Source organism: Neobacillus camarae (assembly GCF_054950115.1).
In genome coordinates, this window is sequence record NZ_JBUCKX010000005.1 from 63,208 (window position 1) to 88,277 (window position 25,070).

General features: G+C 43.4%; 14 protein-coding genes, 3 rRNA genes and 1 pseudogene. 13 read left to right on the top strand and 5 right to left on the bottom strand.

Going from position 1 to position 25,070, the window contains the following annotated elements; all coding sequences use genetic code 11:
* Positions 1-39: 39 nt before the first annotated feature.
* The gene (locus ACY8D0_RS25260) at positions 40-996 is read right to left on the bottom strand and encodes an LCP family protein (protein ID WP_462413222.1); all 957 of its coding nucleotides are present in this window, start codon (positions 994-996) and stop codon (positions 40-42) included.
* A gap of 1,254 nt (positions 997-2,250) precedes the next feature.
* Positions 2,251-2,379, bottom strand: coding sequence for a hypothetical protein (locus tag ACY8D0_RS25265; RefSeq protein ID WP_462413223.1), 129 nt, complete (start codon positions 2,377-2,379; stop codon positions 2,251-2,253).
* Positions 2,380-2,966: 587 nt separating this feature from the next.
* Here ACY8D0_RS25265 and ACY8D0_RS25270 point away from each other — a divergent pair.
* The 8 genes from ACY8D0_RS25270 to ACY8D0_RS25305 all read left to right on the top strand — a co-directional run bounded on the left by ACY8D0_RS25270 (position 2,967) and on the right by ACY8D0_RS25305 (position 13,992).
* Positions 2,967-4,510, top strand: a 16S ribosomal RNA gene (locus tag ACY8D0_RS25270).
* Between the two features lie 211 nt (positions 4,511-4,721).
* Positions 4,722-7,620 (top strand): 23S ribosomal RNA (locus tag ACY8D0_RS25275).
* A gap of 86 nt (positions 7,621-7,706) precedes the next feature.
* A 5S ribosomal RNA gene (rrf, locus tag ACY8D0_RS25280) occupies positions 7,707-7,823 on the top strand.
* The 16S, 23S and 5S rRNA genes sit together here, the layout of an rRNA operon.
* Positions 7,824-8,266: 443 nt before the next feature.
* On the top strand, positions 8,267-8,863 hold the full coding sequence (locus ACY8D0_RS25285) for a TerC family protein (protein WP_462413613.1): 597 nt from the start codon (positions 8,267-8,269) through the stop codon (positions 8,861-8,863).
* A 101-nt stretch (positions 8,864-8,964) separates the two neighbouring features.
* Positions 8,965-9,438 carry a GNAT family N-acetyltransferase gene (locus tag ACY8D0_RS25290; RefSeq protein ID WP_462413224.1) on the top strand — a complete coding sequence of 158 codons (474 nt, stop codon included), beginning with the start codon at positions 8,965-8,967 and terminating at the stop codon, positions 9,436-9,438.
* A 746-nt stretch (positions 9,439-10,184) separates the two neighbouring features.
* On the top strand, positions 10,185-11,846 hold the full coding sequence (locus tag ACY8D0_RS25295) for a LytS/YhcK type 5TM receptor domain-containing protein (protein ID WP_462413225.1): 1,662 nt from the start codon (positions 10,185-10,187) through the stop codon (positions 11,844-11,846).
* Positions 11,843-12,613 carry a LytR/AlgR family response regulator transcription factor gene (locus ACY8D0_RS25300; RefSeq protein ID WP_462413226.1) on the top strand — a complete coding sequence of 257 codons (771 nt, stop codon included), beginning with the start codon at positions 11,843-11,845 and terminating at the stop codon, positions 12,611-12,613. The genes ACY8D0_RS25295 and ACY8D0_RS25300 overlap by 4 nt, the downstream gene beginning before the upstream one ends.
* Before the next feature lie 134 nt (positions 12,614-12,747).
* Positions 12,748-13,992 (top strand): L-lactate MFS transporter, encoded by a 1,245-nt coding sequence (locus ACY8D0_RS25305; protein ID WP_462413227.1) that lies wholly within the window; start codon positions 12,748-12,750, stop codon positions 13,990-13,992.
* A 71-nt stretch (positions 13,993-14,063) separates the two neighbouring features.
* On the opposite strand, the pseudogene ACY8D0_RS25310 reads toward ACY8D0_RS25305, so the two are convergent.
* Positions 14,064-15,294 (bottom strand): annotated as a pseudogene (locus tag ACY8D0_RS25310) (DUF438 domain-containing protein).
* 275 nt (positions 15,295-15,569) lie between these two features.
* Between ACY8D0_RS25310 and ACY8D0_RS25315 the strand changes: the two are divergent.
* The 4 genes from ACY8D0_RS25315 to ACY8D0_RS25330 all read left to right on the top strand — a co-directional run bounded on the left by ACY8D0_RS25315 (position 15,570) and on the right by ACY8D0_RS25330 (position 20,884).
* Entirely contained in the window at positions 15,570-17,399 is a 1,830-nt protein-coding gene (locus ACY8D0_RS25315) for a dihydroorotate dehydrogenase (RefSeq protein WP_462413228.1), read from the top strand.
* Positions 17,400-17,515: 116 nt separating this feature from the next.
* Positions 17,516-18,307 carry a hydroxypyruvate isomerase family protein gene (locus tag ACY8D0_RS25320; RefSeq protein WP_462413229.1) on the top strand — a complete coding sequence of 264 codons (792 nt, stop codon included), beginning with the start codon at positions 17,516-17,518 and terminating at the stop codon, positions 18,305-18,307.
* On the top strand, positions 18,304-19,197 hold the full coding sequence (locus ACY8D0_RS25325) for an NAD(P)-dependent oxidoreductase (RefSeq protein ID WP_462413230.1): 894 nt from the start codon (positions 18,304-18,306) through the stop codon (positions 19,195-19,197). The genes ACY8D0_RS25320 and ACY8D0_RS25325 overlap by 4 nt, the downstream gene beginning before the upstream one ends.
* Before the next feature lie 301 nt (positions 19,198-19,498).
* The gene (locus tag ACY8D0_RS25330) at positions 19,499-20,884 is read left to right on the top strand and encodes a M20/M25/M40 family metallo-hydrolase (RefSeq protein WP_462413231.1); all 1,386 of its coding nucleotides are present in this window, start codon (positions 19,499-19,501) and stop codon (positions 20,882-20,884) included.
* A gap of 158 nt (positions 20,885-21,042) precedes the next feature.
* Here ACY8D0_RS25330 and ACY8D0_RS25335 read toward each other — a convergent pair whose 3' ends face one another.
* Complete coding sequence (locus tag ACY8D0_RS25335; protein ID WP_462413232.1) at positions 21,043-21,408, bottom strand: hypothetical protein; 366 nt, start codon at positions 21,406-21,408, stop codon at positions 21,043-21,045.
* Between the two features lie 502 nt (positions 21,409-21,910).
* On the opposite strand from ACY8D0_RS25335, the gene ACY8D0_RS25340 reads away from it, so the two are divergent.
* The gene (locus ACY8D0_RS25340; protein ID WP_462413614.1) at positions 21,911-23,206 is read left to right on the top strand and encodes an MFS transporter; all 1,296 of its coding nucleotides are present in this window, start codon (positions 21,911-21,913) and stop codon (positions 23,204-23,206) included.
* Positions 23,207-23,547: 341 nt separating this feature from the next.
* On the opposite strand, the gene ACY8D0_RS25345 is transcribed toward ACY8D0_RS25340, so the two are convergent.
* Positions 23,548-24,885, bottom strand: a complete 1,338-nt coding sequence (locus ACY8D0_RS25345; protein WP_462413233.1) for an FAD-dependent oxidoreductase — start codon at positions 24,883-24,885, stop codon at positions 23,548-23,550.
* Positions 24,886-25,070 lie beyond the last annotated feature (185 nt).

Sequence of the window (25,070 nt, forward strand, 5' to 3'; positions counted from 1 at the left end):
TGACCCACGCTTTTATGTACCTATTTTGCAACACAATAACTATTCCTCATTTTGTGCAACGTTTTTTCCTTCTAGAAATTGATTAAGTGATTCGATATTTTGATCAAAGTCTACTTCTAATACTTCACCAAGTGCTTCATCTCGTTTATTTTCGAAACTGCCATCTTCAGGGATACGCATGGTTTCTACATTTTTGCTTTTCTTTGTTAAAATATCTTTTCCGATTGTCAAAACTGTGGATTTATCGACATTTGTATCGATGTATGTATTCATAAGACTGATCAGCTTAGGGAGTTTAACAACACTTTCCAGGCTAATGGCTTCATCTGTCAATTTTGAAATCACTTCCTGCTGTCTCTGTATCCGTCCAAAATCACTTAAACGATCGTGGCGAAAACGGACGTATCCCAGAAGTTCTTTACCGTGAAGTGTTTGTTTGCCAGGTTCTAGCTTTGTGTCAATACCATATGACATCTCATAAGGAATGTTTACTTCGATACCATCTGGTACGAGGAGGTCCACTGCTTTTTCAAATCCTTTAAAATCGACAATCGTATAATATGGAATATCCAGTCCGAAATTTTCCTTAATGGTTTCCCTTAACAATTTAGTGCCGCCAAACGAATAGGCCGCATTTAATTTTTGTTGCCCATGTCCTGGGACAGACACTAGCATATCACGCATAAAAGAGATAAGTTTAATCTTATGGGTTTGTGGATCAAAATGGGCCACCATAATTGTATCGGTACGGGCTTGTTTTTCTCCCCGGGAGTCACTGCCTAATAAGAGGACATTGATTTCCTCCAGGTTATTCTTTTCTCCTTGTAAACTCTGCTTTCCTTCCACTTTCTTTAGCGGCTGGCTTTCGGCATAGATTTTACCTTCTACGTACTGATATATTTGAAAAACACCTGCCATTAATATACTTAATAAAAGAAGGGCTCCAAAAACTCTCCTCCATCTTACTCTGATTCTGTTTTTCTTCGAACGTGTCAAACTTTGCACCACCTAGAGCTAGATAACATTATTTTTTTGAATGAGTAACCTACTAATTTATGTATTCCTATTCCCCTTGAAGTAGTCATTATCCCATATTTTGTTTTCATTTGTTTTAATATCAAGTTACAAATATCTCAATTTCCGATTACATAAATATTTTATGAGGAAAAGGGAGAGAGCAAAACTATTTTACGACAAAAACCGTTCGAAATGGAAGTGATAAGCGACATCATTGAGACTAACGGAGATTTTGACTATAGGGTAAGATTCCAATATGAAAATAAGTTAACTGAAAGGAGAAAAATTTGAATATCACGAAAGAAGAAAATTAGAATTTCTGGAGCGCGCACCACAGATGCTGGAGTAATTTCTTTTTGGTTTGTCTACAGGATGGCTGAATAATAAAGACGGTGAAGGCACATGGAATGCACGCGAGGTAGTCTAGCACCTCATTGAGGCTGAGAACAATAACTGGATTTCACGATTAGAATTTATTCTTCAAGCTGGAACTAAAAAGCAATTTCCTCCTTTTGATCGACTTAAACAGTGAAGAACTCCTATTACGCAAATACTCCTTGAATTCAACGTTATTAGAAAGGAAAGTTTAATCACTCTTAGGAATATGAAGGATCTTTAATTATATCTTGAACTGTTAGCCTCACACCAGGAATTGGGTGAAGTAAGTGTAGGGAGTTGCTATCCACCTGAATCGTTCATGTCCTGTCTCATATTTTCTCGGATTGTAAGATTCATGGCGGGATTCTGAAAAAGTAGCAGTTCGCATTTAAAGGGATGTTATCAATTGTAGTCCCTATTGCCAAGAAAAATATTATGCTAACAAGTGTCAAATGCCTTAGAATTACCTTCAAGTCAAAATGAGCACATTTTTAACATAACAGTGTTGTTTATAAATGAAAGCGCATACATTATTAGTAACCAGTGGAGGTGATTCCTTTGATTTATATTTATGGGAATGATTATATTAAATATTTAAATGATGACATGTAGTTCTGGACTATTAACCTATGATCAATGGAAAAGCAGGAATAGCCAAAAGGTTTCCGGTCAATCAATTACATCAGGAAAAGAGGGAACAACAAAGTATAATAAGGGACACTATTCTTTAGGTGGTTATAATAAAAATTTATAGATTGATTGTGATGGTACAGTAGATATCTAAAGAATAAGAGTAGCCCCCTGGGTCTACTCTTTTTTCAGTCATTTTGAACTAGAAAGGAAACATCATGATTTTTATTTTGACTTTCCTTTGCTATTACCTTTTTCTTCACCATATCGCAATTGTCCAGAATCTACCTCACCTTTATCCTTAGCCCTTTCACCGCCTAAACTTACATTCGGGTAGCTTTTCGTTTTTTTCATTCATTTCTTTACCTCCAATAATTAATATGTACATAGTTGTATTTTTCAATTGTTACCGGAACAGATTGACTGGCATTTGAAGATGTATTGATAATATCCCCGGTATTCTTATTAAACATACTAATGCTGTTATTATGATGTGAAAATAATGCCGGGTTGAAAAATAATTAAGCCGTAATGTTCAATTCTTGTCGCTATTCAGAAGGAAATGTATGAATCAGTTAAGAAAAAAACTGTGAATTTGGTAAAAACTTTCTGTTGTAGCATACCTTCTTTGGTGTTACTATAGGTAAGTCGCTTCTGAAGAGCGAAACAATAAATGTTTTGGAAATAACTTCTGGTTGTATCTTCACTGTTTTGGTGCTATGATAAAACCCGTTGCTCTAAAAAAAGAGCTAACGTCATTCACAATTGGTAAAAATTGATGATTGATAGGTTAGAAGAAAAGCGATATACTATTGTTCCTGTCGCTTTTGACAGTGTAAGAAATTGTTCTTTGAAAACTAAACAAAACAATACGTCAACAATAAACATTCGTTTCTTTCGAAACGAAGCCAACGTTTTAACTTTTATGAGCTATATCAACTTTCTTGGAGAGTTTGATCCTGGCTCAGGACGAACGCTGGCGGCGTGCCTAATACATGCAAGTCGAGCGAATCAAAAGGTGCTTGCACCTTTTGATTAGCGGCGGACGGGTGAGTAACACGTGGGCAACCTGCCTGTAAGACTGGGATAACATCGGGAAACCGATGCTAATACCGGATAATTTCTTTTTTCACATGAGGAAAGGCTAAAAGTTGGTTTTTAGCTGACACTTACAGATGGGCCCGCGGCGCATTAGCTAGTTGGTGAGGTAACGGCTCACCAAGGCGACGATGCGTAGCCGACCTGAGAGGGTGATCGGCCACACTGGGACTGAGACACGGCCCAGACTCCTACGGGAGGCAGCAGTAGGGAATCTTCCACAATGGACGAAAGTCTGATGGAGCAACGCCGCGTGAGCGATGAAGGCCTTCGGGTCGTAAAGCTCTGTTGTTAGGGAAGAACAAGTATCAGGTGTACCGGTACCTTGACGGTACCTAACCAGAAAAGCCACGGCTAACTACGTGCCAGCAGCCGCGGTAATACGTAGGTGGCAAGCGTTGTCGGAATTATTGGGCGTAAAGCGCGCGCAGGCAGTCCTTTAAGTCTGATGTGAAAGCCCACGGCTCAGCCGTGGAGGAGTCATTGGAAACTGGGGGACTTGAGTGCAGAAGAGAGAAGCCCAGATTCCACGTGTAGCGGTGAAATGCGTAAGGATGTGGAGGGAACACCAGTGGCGAAGGCGAGCTCTGGTCTGTAACTGACGCTGAGGCGCGAAAGCGTGGGGAGCAAACAGGATTAGATACCCTGGTAGTCCACGCCGTAAACGATGAGTGCTAAGTGTTAGAGGTTTCCGCCCTTTAGTGCTGCAGCTAACGCATTAAGCACTCCGCCTGGGAGTACGGCCGCAAGGCTGAAACTCAAAGGAATTGACGGGGGCCCGCACAAGCGGTGGAGCATGTGGTTTAATTCGAAGCAACGCGAAGAACCTTACCAGGTCTTGACATCCTCTGATACTCCTAGAGATAGAGTTTTCCCCTTCGGGGGACAGAGTGACAGGTGGTGCATGGTTGTCGTCAGCTCGTGTCGTGAGATGTTGGGTTAAGTCCCGCAACGAGCGCAACCCTTAGTTAGTTGCCAGCATTCAGTTGGGCACTCTAATCTGACTGCCGGTGACAAACCGGAGGAAGGTGGGGATGACGTCAAATCATCATGCCCCTTATGACCTGGGCTACACACGTGCTGTGGATGGTACAAAGGGCAGCGAAGCCGCGAGGTGAAGCCAATCCCATAAAACCATTCTCAGTTCGGATTGCAGGCTGCAACTCGCCTGCATGAAGCCGGAATCGCTAGTAATCGCGGATCAGCATGCCGCGGTGAATACGTTCCCGGGCCTTGTACACACCGCCCGTCACACCACGAGAGTTTGTAACACCCGAAGTCGGTGGGGTAACCTTTTCGGAGCCAGCCGCCTAAGGTGGGACAGATGATTGGGGTGAAGTCGTAACAAGGTAGCCGTATCGGAAGGTGCGGCTGGATCACCTCCTTTCTAAGGAAATATGCAGTCCATATGGACTGATAAACAGTTGACCTCTGTTGTTTGTTTAGTTTTGAGGGAGCAATCTTTTCTGTGAGGATTATACCGTAAGGTATAATTCAAAACATTCTCTCAAGCTCGTTCTTTGAAAACTGGATAATCATCAATATGAAGAAACCAAGTAAAACCGAGTAATCGCCATTTTAGGTTTTAAACCATTTTAGGTTAAGTTAGAAAGGGCGCACGGTGAATGCCTTGGCACTAGGAGCCGATGAAGGACGGTACTAACACCGATATGCTTCGGGGAGCGTAAGTAAGCTTTGATCCGGAGATTTCCGAATGGGGAAACCCGTTGCCCGTAATGGGGCAGCATCTTTACCTGAATACATGGGAATTATTGAAGGCATACCCGGGGAGCTGCTTGCTCTGAAATTACCCGGAGGAAGAGAAAGCAAACGCGATTCCCTGAGTAGCGGCCGAGCGAAACGGGAACAGCCAAACCGAAAGGCTTGCCTTTCAGGGTTGTAGGACACTCAACATGGAGTTACAAAGGAACGGGGTAGATGAAGCGGTCTGGAAAGGCCAGCCATAGAAGGTAACAGCCCTGTAGTTGAAACTTCGTTCCCTCCTGAGTGGATCCTGGTACGGCCGGACACGTGAAATCCGGTCGGAAGCAGGAGGACCATCTCCCAAGGCTAAATACTCCCTAGTGACCGATAGTGAACCAGTACCGTGAGGGAAAGGTGAAAAGCACCCCGGAAGGGGTGAAAGAGATCCTGAAACCGTGTGCCTACAAGTAGTCAGAGCCCGTTTATGGGTGATGGCGTGCCTTTTATGGGAATGAACCGGCGAGTTACGATTGCATGCGAGGTTAAGTTGATGAGACGGAGCCGCAGCGAAAGCGAAGTCTTAAGTAGGGCGAAATAGTATGCAGTCGGCAGACCCGAAACCAGGTGATCTACCCATGTCCAGGGTGAAGTCCAGGTAACACTGGATGGAGGCCCGAACCGACGCACGTTGAAAAGTGCGCGGATGAGGTGTGGGTAGCGGAGAAATTCAATCGAGCTGGAGATAGCTGGTTCTCTCCGAAATAGCTTTAGGGCTAGCCTCACGATAGTCAGAAGTCTTGGAGGTAGAGGCACTGTTTGGACTAGGGGCCCCCATCAGGTTTACGAATTCAGACAAACTCCGAATGCAAAGACTTATCCGTGGGAGTCAGACTGCGAGTGATAAGATCCGTAGTCAAAAGGGAAACAGCCCAGACCACCAGCTAAGGTCCCAAAGTATACGTTAAGTGGAAAAGGATGTGGAGTTGCTTAGACAACCAGGATGTTGGCTTAGAAGCAGCCACCATTTAAAGAGTGCGTAATAGCTCACTGGTCGAGTGACTCTGCGCCGAAAATGTACGGGGCTTCTAAACGTATCGCAGAAGCTGTGGATTGACATCTTCGATGTCAGTGGTAGAGCGTTCTAAGGGCGTTGAAGCTAGACCGTAAGGACTGGTGGAGCGCTTAGAAGTGAGAATGCCGGTATGGTGAAGATGAGTGAGAATCTCATCCACCGTATGCCTAAGGTTTCCTGAGGAAGGCTCGTCCGCTCAGGGTTAGTCGGACCTAAGCCGAGGCCGAAAGGCGTAGGCGATGGACAACAGGTTGACTATTCCTGTACCACCTCTTTATCGTTTGAGTGATGGGGGGACGCAGGAGGATAGGGTAAGCGCACTGCTGGTTATGTGCGTCTAAGCAGTTAGGCTGGTGAATAGGAAAATCCGTTCACCGTAAGGCTCAAGCTGTGACAGCGAGGGAAATAGAGTACCGAAGTTCCTGATTCCACACTGCCAAGAAAAGCCTCTAGCGAGATAAAAGGTGCCCGTACGCAAACCGACACAGGTAGGCGAGGAGAGAATCCTAAGGTGAGCGGGAAATGAATTAAGGAGCTCGGCAAATGACCCGTAACTTCGGGAGAGAGTGCTTACTGGGGTGAATAGCCTCGGTAAGCCGCAGTGAATAGGCCCAGGCGACTGTTTAGCAAAAACACAGGTCTCTGCGAAGCCGCAAGGCGAAGTATAGGGGACGACGCCTGCCCGGTGCTGGAAGGTTAAGAGGAGGGTTAGCTGCAAAGCGAAGCTCTGAATCGAAGCCCCAGTAAACGGCGGCCGTAACTATAACGGTCCTAAGGTAGCGAAATTCCTTGTCGGGTAAGTTCCGACCCGCACGAAAGGCGTAACGATCTGGGCACTGTCTCAACGAGGAGCTCGGTGAAATTATAGTACCTGAAGATGCAGGTTACCCGCGACAGGACGGAAAGACCCCATGGAGTACTGTAGCCTGATATTGAATTTTGGTACAGCTTGTACAGGATAGGTAGGAGCCTGAAGCCGGAGCAGCTTCAGTGGAGGCGTCGGTGGGATTACCTGGCTGTATTGAAATTCTAACCCGCATCCCTTATCGGGATGGGAGCGCGGTGTCAGGTGGGCAGTTTGACTGGGGCGGGTCGCCTCCTAAAGAGTAACGGAGGCGCCCAAAGGGTTCCCTCGGAATGGTTGGAAATCATTCGCAGAGTGTAAAGGCACAAGGGAGCTTGACTGCGAGACCTACAAGTCGAGCAGGGACGAAAGTCGGGCTTAGTGATCCGGTGGTTCCGCATGGAAGGGCCATCGCTCAACGGATAAAAGCTACCCTGGGGATAACAGGCTTATCTCCCCCAAGAGTCCACATCGACGGGGAGGTTTGGCACCTCGATGTCGGCTCATCGCATCCTGGGGCTCGGTCCCAAGGGTTGGGCTGTTCGCCCATTAAAGCGGTACGCGAGCTGGGTTCAGAACGTCGTGAGACAGTTCGGTCCCTATCCGTCGTGGGCGCAGGAAATTTGAGAGGAGCTGTCCTTAGTACGAGAGGACCGGGATGGACGCACCGCTGGTGTACCAGTTGTCTTGCCAAAGGCATCGCTGGGTAGCTATGTGCAGTGCTGAAAGCATCTGGCATGAAGCCCCCCTCAAGATGAGATTTCCCATAGCGTCAAGCCCAGTAAGATCCCTGAAAGATGATCAGGTTGATAGGTCAGGGTGGAAGCACGGTGACGTGTGGAGCTGACTGATACTAATCGATCGAGGACTTAACCAAGTCATATGAAAATGCGAACTCGTTTTATAAAGTTTCTTCCTGATTATCTTCCCGAAGTTTTTGAGGAGCGATCTCAAGCAAAATAGTCTGGCAGCAATGGCGAGAAGGTCACACCCGTTTCCATACCGAACACGGAAGTTAAGCTTCTCAGCGCCGATGGTAGTTGGGACGCAAGTCCCTGTGAGAGTAGGACGTTGCCAGGCAAAAGAAGGAGCCACCTGATTAATAGGATGGCTCTTTTTTTTAGGATTTAAAAATGGAATATTTGCTATAACTAATCAATCATGGACCTGAAAAATGTTCATCAGCATTACTGCAAAGTAGCATTGGTAGCTACTAAAGGTCACATTCAACATAATCTGACTTAAAGAATGGAGTAGACTGCTTGTCTGCTCTATTTTTATATACTTATGTCCGAATTAAAAATAATATCCAAATTGTGCTTATGGTCTTTCATGGTATAAGATGTTGAATTTTATTTATGCAAATAAAGTGGGGAAGAAGGACAATCTGCATATTTTAATTCCAGTCATAATAAATTGATTCTAAAAAGGCAGGAGTGACTGGGATTTGGGGAATCCTAAAAGATTTATATAATGAGTGTTATAAATGAAACTCGATAATTATTTAATTATTTTCAACGGTAATTAGGAAGCATGGTTATCAGATAAAACCACTGATATATAGTATACTTTGTATAACAATAAGCAGAACCATATATGTTATGACTTTTCATTATTTGACAGAAATTTCGGGGGTACGAGTATTATTAGGATTGATTATGCTTTTGGTAGCTTTCCATTTGGCATGGTCAATTCAACAGGATAAGGGTGTTAGACAAGTACCTGACATTTCCAAATTAAAGATGATATTTCTTGTGCTAATCACGGATTTTTCAGTTTGCATCGATAGTGTCATGATTGCATCAGGCATATCCTTTAATCCCATTTACGTTGCTGCCGGAATTTTTTTGAGTATTACAACCGTGATTTTAATTTTTGAATCATTTTCAGGAATATTGATTGATACTTCGTTCGCTCAAATTATTGCATGCGGATTAATTGGACATATTGCATTACTAAATATAATAAAAGACCCGATATCAAAAATCCATATTATATATAGAGAGTGTACTGGGCGTGAACATCAATGGATCGATGTACTGGCAGTGTTGGATATTGCAATAATAATCATAATTGTTGGCGTTTTAAGACGACTACATAATCGAAATGAGTTTAGATGATTAACATATAGAAACCAATTTTACTCAAAGAAAAAGCCTTTTTACATTGTTAAATGGTGTAAAATAGAATCAATAAATGGTAAACATTGGAGAGGTTAAAATTGAACATTGAAGTAGTACTCGCTAATATTAGGGATTTTGATGCTGTTAACTTAATTGTAAAAGAAGGTCAAGATGAGCATTCCGAAGCATTGCCGCATATATTTCAGAAGGTCGATCAAGTCATGCCATCAACCTATTTTTGCGAACTGTTGGAGGATCCCAAAATCGACATCCTTGTTGCAAAAGTAAGTGCGAATGTAGTTGGCTTTGCTGTTGTGGAACTAAAACTATCCCCGCCTTTTGATTCGTTAACACCTAGAACATATGCTTATATCAATGATTTTGGCGTAAAAAGCACATACCGAAGAATTGGTATTGGAAAAGCTTTATTCGATGCCTGTGTAGAATGGTCTAAGAACAAAGGCGCTGAGTCCTTAGATTTAAATGTTTGGGAGTTTAACCACAAAGCCATATCATTTTATGAAAGCCTAGGGATGAAAACCAATAGCAGAAAGATGACCATGTCGTTATAAAAGTGTAAAGGGAAAACATATTTAAAATGATAAGAATGTTCTAGAGAGTTATATGGTAACAGCTGTCAGGACAGTGATCAAATTGAAAGAAAAATTACCTTCCAAGATCCGGATTATCGGCTCAGTAGGAAGTGGTAAAACCACATTGGCTAGTACTCTTTTCCGGAAAGTATACCATACCCTATTATCAGCTTGATAATGTGGTATGGTAAGACATCCATCGGGGGATCGATTGTAAAACCCAAATCAAATTAAAGGTTAAGAAAGATGGATTATAGAAGGTGTCATACCAACGCTTGGCGTTAAAAAGTTTTCAAAATGGAGACATCGTTATTTTTTTGGACACGTCCTATCCAGTAAAAATAAAATAGGTTCATTAAGAGGTATTTACGACAAATCTAGAATAGAAAAAGCTAATTACACGTCGTCTCTTAGCATGTTTAAGATGAGGTTTAATTGGAACCATTATTTTGAAAAAGAAAGTAAAGCAAAGATTTCAAAATGGTTCTGAGACGAGAACCTTCATGGCATCGTCCTGAAAAATAACAAAAACCTAGAAGAATTCTTCTATTAAATTGGGGAGCAGCTGGCCAAGATGAATGACCAGCTGTATTTTTATGCAACATTGTCTTAGTCAGCAGACTTGCTTTCGAACAATATCTTGTAAAAGGCCTTCGCCATATTTTCAATCAGGATAAGAAGGTGTATCTTTAGTAGGTAACTTCATCATGAGAGAGGAACATCGGATGCATACTAATTTGGAAATGTTAATTGACTTATTTGAGCGGGCTGCCTTGCTTTTGATCTGCCTGTTTTTTATGATCAGGATTCCAAGATTCAAGGAATCCCTGCAAAAGGGCCGCCATTCCCCTGGAGAGCGCGCTATTTTTACCGTCGTTTTTTGCGCCTTTGCTATTTTTGGTACTTACTCCGGGATAAACGTTGAGGGTTCGCTGGTGAATGTTAGGATTATCGCGGTGGTATCGGGAGGAATCCTGTTCGGACCTTGGGTAGGAATCATTACAGGCATTGTTTCCGGTGTCCACCGGTATTTAATCGATATCGGGGGGATTACCTCGATTCCATGCCTGATTACAAGCATCATTGCCGGTGTCGTGTCGGGTTACATCAATCGCCGGGTAAAAAGGTCGTTGCGCTGGATTTACGGCATTGCGGCGGGAATGTTTTGTGAAGTGTTAACCATGCTGTTAATCCTTCTTATGGCTCATCCTTTTTCACTTGGTATCGATATCGTGTCCAAGATTGGTTTTCCTATGATTGCCGGCGAAATCAATATCGGATTGATTGTTTTGCTCGTTATGAGTGTGGAGCGGGAAAAGGAAACAATCGCAGCGCAGCAGGCAAAGCTGGCGTTGGATATTGCCAACAAAACCCTGCCATATTTTCGTTCAGTCAACTCAGAATCATTAAAGAAGATTTGTACCATTATTAAAGATGATATTAAAGCTGATGCGGTGGCAATCACGGATATTCATGATGTGCTTGCTTATGTGGGATTTGGGGAAGAACGGTATGTGATCGGGCAGGAAATCATTAGTGACTTAACAAAAGAGGCGGTTCGCAGCGGGAAGATCATTATGCGAAACCAAGTGGCTGACCATCATACTCCACAAATTCACTCACTTTTGATAGTCCCCTTTGAGGAACACGGTGAAGTGACCGGAACTTTAAAAATCTACTATCGGAAAGCTTATAAAATGACCAACTCGCTCCAAACGATGGCGATCGGGTTGTCGCAAATTATATCCACCCTAATGGAAATTTCGCGGATTGAACAAATTCGCGAGGCCGCGAATAAGGCGGAGATGAAGGCGCTCCAGACAAAAATTAACCCTCATTTTTTGTTTAATGCCCTTAATGCGATTGCATCGACCACCCGAAGAAACCCGGATAGGGCACGTGAATTGATTATCAACTTATCAGGATATATGCGCTACAATTTAGAGGTAAATGACGAATTCATCGATATTAATAAAGAACTCGAGCAAGTCCGCGACTATGTGGAAATTGAGAAGGCACGGTTCGGTAACCGGTTAACGGTCGAGTATGACCTCGATGACGTTGACATTAAAATTCCTAGTCTGCTAATTCAGCCTTTAGTGGAAAATGCCATTATTCATGGCATCTTAAAACAGAAGAGCCCAGGAGTTGTCACCATCTCCGTTAAGGATATAGGAGATAAAATCCGAGTAAGCGTGAAGGACACAGGTTTGGGAATTAGCGAAGCAGTCATCACACAGATGCAGCAAGATGCGGTGCCGGCCAACAAAATCGGCTTGTATAATGTACATCAACGCGTAAAACTCATCTACGGGCATGGTCTCACCATTAAACGGCTCGACCCCGGTACAGAAGTCTTTTTTGAAATGGAAAAGGAGAAAGTATGAAAGCCATCATTGTTGAGGACGAAATTCCAGCTCGCGAAGAACTGGAATATTTAATAGAAGAGTATAGTGAAATTGAAATAACGAATTGTTTTGAGGATGGGCTGGAGGTGCTGAAATTTTTACAGGAGCATCATACGGACGTCATCTTTCTGGATATTAATATCCCGTCCCTTGATGGGATGCTGTTAGCCAGTACCATCAGCAAATTTTCGGACAGGCCCTATATTGTCTTTACAACGGCCTATAAAGAACATGCCGTCCAAGCTTTTGAGTTGGAGGCGTTTGATTATATTTTAAAACCATATGATGAGAAACGGATTGCCTCTGTTCTAGCAAGACTCGAGTCTGCCTTTCAGCGCGACCGGATGCCGGCTGCGGGGAAACAGGAATCAAGTGGGACAAAACCTATTTCTGAAAAGGGATCCCATCCTAAGGCATCAAAACATATCAATCTAAAAAAGAACGATAAGATAATCGTTACGGATGTCAATGACATTTATTATGCAGAAGCCCGGGAGAAGGTGACATTGGTATATACCCAAAATGAGGAGTACACAATGCCGATGAGTATTTCGGAATTTTTAGCCCTTCTGCCAGAGGAACTTTTCTACCGGTGCCACCGGTCCTACACGGTCAACCTGACGAAAATCCGAGAAATTGTCCCGTGGTTTAATCAAACTTACAAGCTCCGTTTGAAGGATCTGAGTGTAGAAATTCCGGTTAGCCGAAGCAAAGTAAAAGGCTTTCGCCAAATTATGCAACTATAACCGCCATTCATTCCGGAATATAAGCATTTCATTCGGAAAACGGTTTCTCTTCTTTTTTCAGTGCTAAGATATTCATGTAAACAGTTACAATACTAAAACATGATTATTGAAATAGAAGAAAAGAGGAGATCAACATGAGAACAAGCACAGAAAAACGCTGGCTGATTGTGGTGGGGACCATCATTGTACAAATGGGATTAGGGACGATTTATACTTGGAGTTTGTTCAACCAGCCGTTAGTCGATCGGTTTGGTTGGGAATTAAATTCCGTTGCATTAACCTTTTCCATCACGAGCTTAGCCTTGGCCCTGTCCACATTGTTTGCCGGCAAGCTTCAAGATAAATGGGGACTCCGCCGCTTAATCGCGGTTGCCGGTGTGGTCCTTGGAGTGGGTTTAATCATCAGTTCGCAGGCATCTTCATTGTGGATGCTCTATATTACGGCAGGAGTGGTGGTCGGAGCGGCTGATGGTACCGCGTATATTACGTCACTATCTAATTTGATTAAATGGTTTCCTGAACGCAAAGGGCTGATATCCGGGATTTCGGTTGGAGCGTATGGGACAGGCAGTTTGTTATTTAAATTCGTGAACGGAGCTCTTATCCAGACGGTTGGTGTCAATCAAGCTTTTCTTTATTGGGGACTAATCGTCATGGTCTTGGTAGTAGGCGGTTCTTTCTTGGTACGGGAAGCAAAATTAATAAATGAGAATCAAACTGAAGATAAGAACTTACAGAAGGATTTCACAGTAAAAGAAATGTTAAAAACAAAAGAAGCTTATTTACTCTTTGGGATTTTCTTTACAGCGTGCATGAGCGGTTTATTCTTAATCGGAGTGGTAAAAGACATTGGTGTGAAACTGGCCGGGCTTGATATTGCGACAGCAAGCAATGCGGTGGCATTAGTGGCCATCTTTAATACATGCGGCCGGATTATTCTCGGTGCACTGTCCGATAAACTCGGCCGGTTGCGGGTCGTTTCTTTCGCCTTGCTGGTCACGGCAGCAGCTGTTACGGTGTTAAGCTTTGCCGAGCTCCACTATGGCTTGTTCTTTACTTGTGTAGCAGCCATCGCCTTTTGCTTCGGAGGTAATATTACAGTCTTTCCAGCCATCGTTGCCGATTTCTTTGGCTTAAAAAATCAAAGCAAAAACTACGGAATCATTTATCAGGGCTTTGGCATAGGGGCCATCTCCGGTTCGTTTATCGCTTCTTCATTGGGCGGTTTTATCCCGACATTTAAATTGATTGCGGTCTTGAGCATTGTTTCAGTGTTAATTGCCATGCTAATTAAGGCACCGAACATGCCTAATTCCAAAATGGCCAATAAACGAAATCGTGAACTTCGCAGTTTGTCACCAGATACACGGGCAAGTTAACATTTGAAAAGGCAGGAGAAATTCCTGCCTTTTCAATATTTTTATGAAAATAAAGGTCTATTTTTTTCCTATTATTCAAGAATCCGTTTTTCCCCGGAAAGTTTTTTGAATTGGGGCGATATTTTGGGTGAATTCCAGAGTACCCATGTATTGGCCTCTTTCATCCCGAACGGCAAAATATCTTATATAAACATATTTATCTTTAAATTTAATATAAAAATCCTCAACGTCTTTGACACCCGACTTAAAGTCCGCCAATAAATTTTCCACCACATGGACGCTCTTTGGCGGATGGCAATTTTGCACAGTCCGGCCGATGACCGCTTTCGTTCTTGCAAAAATTCGCTCTTTTCCGTGGGAGAAGTAGCGAACCACATCATCCTGGTCAATAAAGGTAATATCCACAGGCAAATGGTTTAACAGGAGTTCAAGTTGTTTTAGCGAGAGAATCCCAGTTTCCAATTTAATAAACCCTGACGTCATGGCATCTTCTTTGATTTCGTTACGTTCCGGCTTCCATATACCTGCGGGTCCGGTTAAACAGAACCCGATTTCATCACTTTCACGGGCAATTTTGACCCATTCGTCTTCCGTTAAAGTCTGCAACGCCATCGGGAACAAGATGTTTTCCTCTTTAAAAATCATATCCGTTACTTCTTGGATAACAAAGAAAAGATCATCCAAAACCGGTTGTTTCTCGCCGGAATAGTTGGTCAATTTCTCTTTTGCCGCTTTAATGGCTGCACGGATCCTGTCATCCACGCCCCACATGACTTGGGTAGGGCCCATAATTCCGTACTTTTCCAGATAAGGGAACAAGAGATTTTCCTTGCGGCTGTAATGTTTATCAATATCCAGCAACAGGTTTAAATCCTCGAGAAGTTTCAAGATGTTTTGTTCGCTGTCTTCTTTTTCAAACCATTCATAATGGAGCTGCAATTTAAAATTGACCAGCAGATCGATTTCTTTGTTTTCGATTTTAAAGGTATGGATCGGATGGCCCGGCTGATCTTCAGGCTTTTGTGATCGGTGTATTTCTTCGATGGACCCTTTAAAAACGGCCGAATGGACGGAGCATAAACGCTGCACTTCCTCAACCGGAATACCTTCTTCCTCCATGAGGGCTTGTTCGAGTTGGGAAATTTCGGCTACGGAAATGCTGCCAGCTGCTTCCTCAAATTGCGCCTTCACTTCTTCGACACTTTTGCCAATATGCAAGTCTTTGATAATTTCTTTTAATATTGTTTGCCGTTCAGTATGACTGATGATGTCTTGTTCACGGTTATTAATGATTTCACTCATGGGAATAATCTCCTTATTTTATAGGAATAGAAAAACGTGTTCTTATTGATAAGTTTTCTCAATAGCAATATAGCATATGGCGTTCCTTTTTTTTGTGATGAGTATCACATATTGAAAATACTTAGCTATCATAATCGCAAAGTCATAAAACGTCCCTAAAAACCTAATTTTCCCTGTAGTGTGATAAAATGTGAATATAAATTGTAAATGAGTAAATGGAACTGATCAGTAAAGTGAATACATTTTGAGTAATAAGGAAAGGAGGGGAGTGGTACTTGCCGGATTGGTCCTATCATCCTTTATTCAAATCCATTCTTCTAAAGCTGCCACCACGCTTTAGCAGGGAGTTAATTCACCATGGAATGAGCATCTTGTCTTCAACGGCAATAGGAGAAGCGTTAATAGAGTTTCTGGGACACATGACACCTTCGAAAGAACTGGAGAGAAGCTTATTCGGCATTCCGTTTCCTTCTCCTGTCGGGCTAAGCGGTAAAATCGACCCCCAGGCATCCGGACTGGCAGCCTTTCAAAATCTTGGTTTCGGCTTCCTGGAAATAGGTCCCGTTTCGCTACATGATCCAGTGAGGAAGGAAGAACTCCACGTGGATCCCAAGCTGGAACAGATACAGGGATATACAGGTTTACCGATAAAACTATCGACAGTTAAGGACCGGCTTCACACTTCAAAAAAGAAACTCCCTTTCTTCATAAGAGTGGAGGGAACACTCCGAGAAATCGAAGAAATTTGCGAACAACTCTCGCCATATAGTGATGGTTATATAATGGACTTCCATGCCTTCGATTCAGCTGAACAATATGAAAGATTACGAGAGATAGCAGGAAAACCGATTATCTTGGTTTATTCAGCAGAGGATACTGCACATTTAAAAGAACTGGGAAACTATTATCCAAGTGGTATTCTTCTAGAAGGGTATGGTTCTCCTTCGAGGATGATCGATGTGCTGGCTGCGGCCAAAAGGATATTACCCGAGGATATCCCGATTATCACATCAGGCGGTGTTAAGGAACCCGCAGATGCCATTCATATATTGGAACATGGGGCTTCCTTAGTCATGTTAGGCTTTGATTATGTATTTGCCGGACCGGGTCTGCCAAAACGGATTAATGAGGCATACAGCCGCAGGCTGCAAAGGAAAGAGGTGCTGGTTGAGGGCTGGCGCTGGTATTGGCTGTTTGGCTTGGCCATAGCAGTTGCGGGTATTATTGCGCTCATTTTTAGCATGACCACGGTGATCCTTCCGTACGATGAGTCTTTTTTAGGAATCCTGCGAACCGATATCCTGAATTTCAACCCTGCTATTTTATATTTCATGGCCCATGACCGGATGACGCTTTCGGGAACGATGATTTCCGGCGGAGTGATTTATATGCAGCTTGCTAAGAATGGAATCCAGCATGGCCTCCATTGGGCAAGAAAAGCGGTAAATACAGCCGGCATTATTGGTTTCCTGGGAATCTTGCTGTTTATCGGATACGGTTATTTTGATTGGCTCCATGGCTTGTTTTGGCTAATTTTATTGCCGTTGTTCCTTTGGGGATATGTAAAATCAACAAAGGCGACTGCAGCGCCAGCCGGCACTAACCGATATAATCATCGATTGTGGAGGTTGAGTTTGATCGGACAGCTGGCATTCGTTCTATTGGGGGCGGCTCTCGCTGTTGGCGGAATGGTGATTTCTGTCATTGGGGCGACAAGTGTCTTTGTCCCAACCGACCTGACGTTTTTGTGCCTTTCGCCGGAAATGGTGGATGAATTTAATGAGCTTCTCATCCCTGTGATAGCCCATGACCGGGCCGGTTTTGGCAGTGCTCTCCTAAGTGTGGGTTTACTCGTCCTGATGCTCGCTGTATGGGGAATCCGCGAAGGGGAAAGCTGGGTCTGGTGGACCTTCACTATCGGGGCCATCCCGGCCTTTTTAGCGGGAATCCTTACCCATTTTTTCATTGCCTATACGGATTTTCTTCACTTATTGCCTGCTTACTTAGCAGTAGTCCTATACTTGATAGGTGTCATTTGCACTGGCCCGTATTTACTTATGGCAGGGACCGAAATTATCAGGAGAAACCGCACCATGAAATTCTAATGATGTGGTTTTTCCTGCAGCTTTTTCCAATGTAGCCAGCAGGAAAGGAAAAACGGCAGTTTTGTCGAATTCCCTAATTGGTAAAAGGAAAAAAACTTTCTTGAATGGAGATATTTATGAACAGATTGGCTGTTAATCTATCAACTGTTTTTACCGAAGTTCCTTTTTTGGAGCGTTTCAAAAAAGCACGGGAATGTGGTTTTTCTCATGTGGAATGCCAGTTTCCTTACGCTTATCCGGTAGAAGAAATCAGGCGGCAACTGGACCAACAGCAATTGACGATGGTGTTATTGAACCTGCCTCCTGGAAATTGGGAAAGAGGAGACCGCGGGTTAGCGATTGACCCGAATCGGATTGAAGAATTTAAACATTCAGTCATGGAAGGGATCAATTATGCTCTACCATTGAAGGTTCCGAGAATTCACTGTATGGCTGGTGTTCTTGCCAATTCGGAACCGCGAACAGCAAAAGAGGTTTATTTAGAGAATCTTTATTATGCGGGGACTGAAATGGCAAAGTACGGATTGACACTCCTCATAGAGCCAATCAACACGACTGATATGTCCGGTTACTTTTTAGACAATCTGGCGTTGGCAAAGGAAATTTTAAACGAGGTGAATCTGTCAAACGTGAAGCTTCAATTTGATTTTTACCATATTCAAAGAATCCATGGAAATCCGCTTTCCTTGTTCCAGCAAAACGTTGATATCATTGAACATGTTCAAATAGCGGATGTTCCGGGCAGGCATCAGCCTGGAACGGGAGAGATGGATTATCAAAAGATATTCCACTATCTAAAAAATACATATAAAGATTACATTGGTCTTGAATATATCCCCAGCGGAATGAGTGAAGATAGTTTCGATTGGCTGCTTGGGGTTGGTTGGAGAGGGGGAGATTTAATATGAATATCGGATTCATCGGCACAGGTGTGATGGGTTCAAGAATGGTCCAAAGGCTCCTTCATCATGGGTTCCAAGTGCACGTTTATAACCGCACCAAGGAAAAAGTGAAACCATTACTTCATCTAGGTGCCATTCATGAAGAATCTATAGCATCGCTAGCTCAAAAAAGCCACATAATTTTGACATGCTTATCCATGCCGGAGGACGTAATAGCTGTCTATTCAGGCAAGTCCGGCATTCTTGAAAATGCGCGTCCAGGAACGGTTTGTATGGACCTGACGACGGCCGGGGCTGATACGGGCAAGACCGTGTTCGAGGAGGCAAGAAAATACGGCATTGAATATCTCGATTGCCCAGTAAGCGGAGGGCCGGAGGGAGCTGAAAGCGGCACGTTGACGATTATGGTTGGGGGAGAAAGGCAGGCATTTGAAAAAAACTTGTCTGTATTGGATGTTTTGGGAGACACTGTTGAATATCTAGGTCCATCCGGTTCCGGGAGCATGGCCAAGCTTCTCAATCAATATCTTGTCGCTGTCCATTCGCTTGCGGCTTCGGAAGCCATGGTCACAGGGGCGGCGTTGGGGCTGGATTCTGAACAATTATACCGAATTTTAACAACAAGCTATGGCGACAGCCGGATTTTAAGAAGGCATATGCAGCAATACGTGTTTGATCGTCAATTTGCACCAGGCGGGGCCGTGAAATACGTTCATAAAGATGTCCGATTGGCCAATCAGCTAATTCAAGAAGCAGGAATTAAGCAATTTAGCGGACAATTGGCAGAACAAGCATTTCGCCATGCAACGGAGACAGGCCTCGGTGATATGGACATGTCCGCCGTGATACAGCCATTGGAACAGCAGTGCGGGGTAATTGTAAAGAAAAACGGGTAAGGGAATCTCCAGAAAATAGTACTTTTGATAGTCTCTGGTAAACATTATTGTTATATTGATATTTTAAAAACTCTGTTGATTGGAGCGGATAAGCTCGACCTCTGCGGGAGTACGGGGCTGGGGAGGATCCCCGGCACACCCGCGGTTCGCTGAGCGACTGGAGTTGAAATCAATAGCCTTATTTAATAAATCCCTTCGCTAATATGTTTCGACAATATTTTTGAAAAAGCAAAATAATCAGAAGGGATTCTTACTTCGCATGTCGAAATAATAGGTATTCCAGAATTGAAAGGGGTACATCATGAGTAATAGCAAACTAGAAAAATTAAAAAGTGAGACGGCAGCATCTGTTGAACAAGCTTTAGAAACATTAAAACAATATTTGCGTTTTCCTACCGTATCCGCCCAGAAATCAGCCATTCCGGAAACAGTGGAATATGTGGTAAAAATGATTTCTGAAGCCGGAGGAGAAGCAGAGGTATTGGACGATTTACCTGGCAATCCGGTGGTTTATGGCTATTTCCCAGCAGGCAGTACTGGGGACTCTAGTAAAACCCTGCTCTTTTACAACCACTATGACGTCCAGCCTCCCGAGCCGCATGATGAGTGGCTTACCGAACCATTTGAACCGGAAATTAAGGATGGAAAGCTTTTTGCCAGGGGAGTTGCCGATAATAAAGGGGACCTGGTTGCCAGATTAACAGCCATTAAGGTCCTGCAAAAAATCAATGGCGGCCTGCCTTGTAATGTCAAGTTCATGGTAGAAGGGGAAGAGGAAATTGGCTCTCCCAACCTTGCCCCATACCTAGAAAAATATTGGGATAAATTCCAGGCTGATGCTTGTATTTGGGAGTTTGGCGAAAAGAACGACCAAGACAGGATCAGCATGGTAGCCGGTTTAAAGGGCATGGCATACATAGAGTTGACTTGTGTGGGGGCTGACATTGATATTCACTCTTCGGTTGGCGCTTATGTGGATAATGCGGCTTGGCGGTTGGTTCAAGCGCTTGCTACCATGAAGAATCAACAGAATGAGATTTTAGTAGGTGGTTTTTATGATGGAATCGAGGAACCATCGGCTGCTGTTTTGGATGCGGTCCGTAACCTGCCGTTTGATGAGGAAGCTGTTAACAATTTGTACGGTCTAAAACGGCCGCTCATCACAAAAGCGAAGGGACAAGATCCTAGAGAGGCCATGGTTCTGGAGCCAACCATGACGATTTGCGGAATTATCAGCGGATATACGGGGGAGGGTGCGAAAACCGTACTTCCTAAGAACGCAAAAGTAAAGATTGATTGCCGGCTAGTGCCGGGGCAGGATCCTGATCATATTCTTGCTTGCATTCAGAAACACCTTGAAAAACATGGCTTCCATGATATTGAGGCAACCATGATTAACGGTCAAAAAGCATACCGGGCCGACTTTAATCATCCGTTCATCCAACATGTCATGAAGACAGCAACAGAAGTGTATGGGCAGGAAGGGGTGTTGGCTCCAAGCGCAGCCGGCACAGGCCCAATGTTTATTTTCGGGGAACAACTCCAGCTGCCGATTGTCAGCACTGGTGTAGGCTGGTTTGGTTCTAAAGTGCATGCACCGAATGAGTCTATTAAACTGAAGGATTTTGAAGAAGGAATTGTCCATATGGCCTATATGCTGTCAGGGTTTTCAGATGTAATAAAATAAGAAGTCAAGAACTTTTTTGTTATTTAAAATCTCAAGTTGGCAACATTAAAATATTTATTCAGAATGAGTCTGATAGAACAAAAATTAGTTGATCAACATAAACCAAAATAACCTGCTGGGTTACCTCAGCAGGTTTTCTATACCTTCAAAACCACTCTTTAATTAAGATGTTTAAAGTTTTTATCGTTAGCCGGCCTTCCTTTTAATGGGGAAACACCAATTTGGGTAATTTCACCATTGTGTGTGTTGTACTTATAGTTGTAAATTACGTCAGATTCATCATTAAAAGTTACGTTTATGGCAAATGGACTACCAATTTTACCTTCTGTTAGCTTCTCGTATTCAACAGTCAAGGAATAATCTTCGTCTTTATACCCCTTTTCACTCAGATAAGCTATTACTTTTTGTTTAACTGAACCAGTTGATTCAACCTTCTTCCCAGTAGAACCGCACCCAGTTGATAAAATACTTACGATTATCAAGAGGAAAAATAAAGATAGGTTTTTGTTTAGGATAAATTTCATAATAAGAACCTCTTTAAATTATTTTCATTTCTTCTAACTAAAAAGACTTAAAAATTATAAAAAAGGTTACTTGAAGTATGGAGTGAACCAATAAAAAACAATGGCATACACTTGCGTCTCAACTATATCTAAGATAACTACTTGGCCATTATTGTAACGTAGTCACCAGAAATAATACCTGGTTGGCCTCCCATTTTTACTTTTTAGTGGTGGTTGGGGGAATCGACTGCTTGGCAAAAAGATTGGATACTACAACCAGGCATTGCGGCAAGCAGGGTTGGAAGTGCCATTATTAGTGCGTCACCAACAAGGAAGCGCTGGGAAATTAGGTTCAAGTGGTTGCCTGGTCATGGGTACCGTCCTACTTCATCATGTTTGGACATTTTCTACATTTCCTCATTGCAATTTAATTAAGTTTAATAGAGAATAAAAATAGGAAAAATTTACAAAAACAGATTTAATGAAAGGCGGATGAGTGGTGCCCCAAATCGGCGATAATCCCATGGCTCTGGAGAGTCAACCGAACTCGTTTAGTCACTATATTGACTCTCCTTTAAAGCAAAAACAGCTCTACAAACGAACGTTGTTGATTGTTGTTTTTTCACAAATTTTTGGCGGGGCTGGCCTTGCGGCTGGAATAACAGTGGGTGCCTTGCTTGCCCAAGCTATGCTTGGCACCGACGGGTATGCTGGTGTCCCGACTGCGTTGTTCACGTTAGGTTCAGCACTTGCTGCCTTCCTGGTGGGGCGGTCCTCCCAGCGATTCGGGCGCAGGTTGGGCCTTGGAGTCGGATTTTTAATTGGGGGAGCAGGTGCGATTGGAGTGGTGATCGCAGCTATCACTTCTAGTATTATCCTCCTATTTGCTTCCCTGTTCATTTATGGTGCCGGTACTGCGACTAATCTCCAGGCACGCTATGCCGGTACCGACTTGGCCAATTCCACGCAGCGGGCCACATCGATCAGTATCGCCATGGTAGCGACCACATTAGGTGCGGTTGCGGGGCCCAACCTAGTGGGACCAATGGGACAATTTGCCGTATCCATCGGCGTACCGTCTTTATCCGGACCGTTCATTTTGTCAGCCGCCGCCTATATTTTGGCAGGTTTGGTGTTGCTGATATTCCTTCGCCCCGATCCGCTTCTTGTGGCAAATGCCATTGCCTTAAAGCAGGGAAGCGAAGCAGAGCACAAAAATACGAACGGTACCGTAACAGAAGAAGCACGGAAACGGGGAGTTGTGGTAGGCGCCACCATCATGATACTGACCCAGCTGGTCATGGTGGCCATCATGACAATGACTCCCGTGCAAATGAGGCACCATGGCCATGGTTTGAGTGAGGTCGGACTCGTAATTAGCATTCATGTCTGCGCCATGTACCTGCCATCTTTCGTGACCGGAATTCTCGTTGATAAGGTTGGCCGCACGGTGATGGCGATTGCCTCCGGTGCCACTCTACTTGCCGCAGGCGTAGTGGCAGCCGCCGCGCCTCCGGATTCCATGCTGATCTTTGTGTTGGCACTTACTCTACTGGGACTGGGTTGGAACTTTGGGTTAATCAGCGGAACAGCGCTTATTGTGGACGCCACCAACCCATCCAACCGGGCAAAAACACAGGGGACAGTGGATGTGTCTATCGCACTAGCCGGCGCTTCCGGAGGGATGCTTTCGGGGGTAATTGTGGCACAGTCGAGTTTCACTGCTTTGGCCTTTGGCGGTGGGATTTTGTCCTTGCTTCTTATCCCGGTCGTTATTTGGGCACAGGGCGTTAGAAAGGTGGAAGGGCACAGAGAATGAGCGACAAACAAAAAATGCTGCAGTCGATTGTGACAGCAGCATTTTTTGTCTTTTAGTTCAAAGTATTTATTTTAAGCTGTTTTCGTAGATATTTTTGTTTTCCTTCTTACGTTTATTAAAGAATAATAGGTATTGAAAGATAAATCGTCTCTTCTAATAATATGGATTCCGTAGGATGTATAAACGACCGTACTGGAATTTTTTCAAAGTGTGTGGTCGCCTATAAGGGATATTAACGAACGTACCGGTAATTTTTCCAAGCGAACGGTCGTTTATCGCTATACATATTCCAAGCAGTCTTTTTAACTGTAGAAAAAGCAACAATCCTTTAGAAAAGAGCCTTATTTTAAGATGGACTTTTTACACACTCTCCATAAAATCCTTGGGGTCATTAATATCGTCATGGGTCGGACAAGGTTCATGACTTTTATAAATGAATTATAGGTCCGCTTATCCTCGGCGGATAGAAGAAAGATGTTTCTTGAATACCATTGTAAAAAGGAAAGACCCATGGGCCTTTTCCCGGTGGTAGACGGATAGCGAAAGTCTTCAGTAAGCACCATACTCCAGATAGGAGCAATGATTTTAGCCGCTTGTTTATGAAAAGCTCTTATCAGGTGTTGTTGCGACTGGTTCTGCTTCGTGAGCAACTTTTGCAGGGCAAGTGCTTCTAATATAGCAATGCTCATGCCTTGTCCAAAAACAGGGTCAATTCTGCAGATTGTATCACCAATGAGCAGCAGGCCTTCAGGCAGCTGCTTCATTTGGTCATATTTCCTCCAAGTGATATGGGGGACACGAAAAACCGATGTCTGAGACAATGGAGCAGCATCCTTTAATTCTTGATAAATGTCGGATTTTGGCAATTTTTTAGCTAACTCTATAAAACTATCCTCGTTTCTGAGAACCTCTTTTTCATCTATTTCATCATGATAGCCTATGAAAGTAACGATATATTGATTGCCTTCAACCTTTGAAATCGTTCCTCCTATTTTTTCCTGCGGAGGATTTGGATACACAAGTTTAATGGTCCAATCCCTGTCTTGGTGATCGGGAAGTTGGAATTTCTTGCTAATATAGCTTAATCCAATCTTTACTTTCTCTTCAGAAATATGTAAACCGCGTCCTTTTAACCAGCCAGTGGTAAAACTGGCCGCACCGCTTGCGTCCACAATGAGGTCGCCATATAAACTATTGGAGGAACCTCCCTCAGTGCAATCGACACCTACTATACGATTCTCATTTTCTTCATATATATATTCTTTAAAAGAACAGTTGTAATGAATGGTTACATTGGGTAACGTTTTAATAGATTCTCCGATATGCCATTCCAGATGCGGGCGTGTTTGAAGCGTTGTCGTGTACCCGCCGTCATAACGATGCTTCCACACTCCATGGTGAAACCAAGCAAGGTCTTGTGTGGAATTGATTTTTACAGCACCGGTGGAATAAAATTTCTCCGTAATGCCAGGGAATAACTTCTCAAGACCATGCTCACCAGCGTGAAGGAGTGCATGAATATGGTTGCCTTGCAGGGCCCCTTTTCTTGGAAACGGTCCGGACGGTTCTGAATCCCGTTCTAATACAATGACTTCCTGGTAAAAATCAGACAGCACCCGTGCCGCCAATTTACCCGATATTCCGCCACCCAAAATGATTGCTTTTTCTCTACGTTGCAAAGGACAAACCCCCTGTATAATGATAAATCTGCTTTTATATCATAGCATAGTTCATATAACACTAGCCTTATAGTATTATAAGTCTATCATTTACCACAAATGTGCAAAAAAATAATAGAAAAATAATAAAAAAACCCCATGTAACATAACCGATATGATAATATTATTTTGAAAATAAAAAATAT

What these genes read in the sequence shown, in the direction of transcription:
- ACY8D0_RS25265 (WP_462413223.1), bottom strand. Translation starts at nt 2,379, where the DNA reads ATGAAAAAAACGAAAAGCTACCCGAATGTAAGTTTAGGCGGTGAAAGG.
- ACY8D0_RS25295 (WP_462413225.1), top strand. Translation starts at nt 10,185, where the DNA reads ATGCATACTAATTTGGAAATGTTAATTGACTTATTTGAGCGGGCTGCC.
- ACY8D0_RS25300 (WP_462413226.1), top strand. Translation starts at nt 11,843, where the DNA reads ATGAAAGCCATCATTGTTGAGGACGAAATTCCAGCTCGCGAAGAACTG.
- ACY8D0_RS25305 (WP_462413227.1), top strand. Translation starts at nt 12,748, where the DNA reads ATGAGAACAAGCACAGAAAAACGCTGGCTGATTGTGGTGGGGACCATC.
- ACY8D0_RS25320 (WP_462413229.1), top strand. Translation starts at nt 17,516, where the DNA reads ATGAACAGATTGGCTGTTAATCTATCAACTGTTTTTACCGAAGTTCCT.
- ACY8D0_RS25325 (WP_462413230.1), top strand. Translation starts at nt 18,304, where the DNA reads ATGAATATCGGATTCATCGGCACAGGTGTGATGGGTTCAAGAATGGTC.
- ACY8D0_RS25330 (WP_462413231.1), top strand. Translation starts at nt 19,499, where the DNA reads ATGAGTAATAGCAAACTAGAAAAATTAAAAAGTGAGACGGCAGCATCT.
- ACY8D0_RS25335 (WP_462413232.1), bottom strand. Translation starts at nt 21,408, where the DNA reads ATGAAATTTATCCTAAACAAAAACCTATCTTTATTTTTCCTCTTGATA.
- ACY8D0_RS25340 (WP_462413614.1), top strand. Translation starts at nt 21,911, where the DNA reads ATGGCTCTGGAGAGTCAACCGAACTCGTTTAGTCACTATATTGACTCT.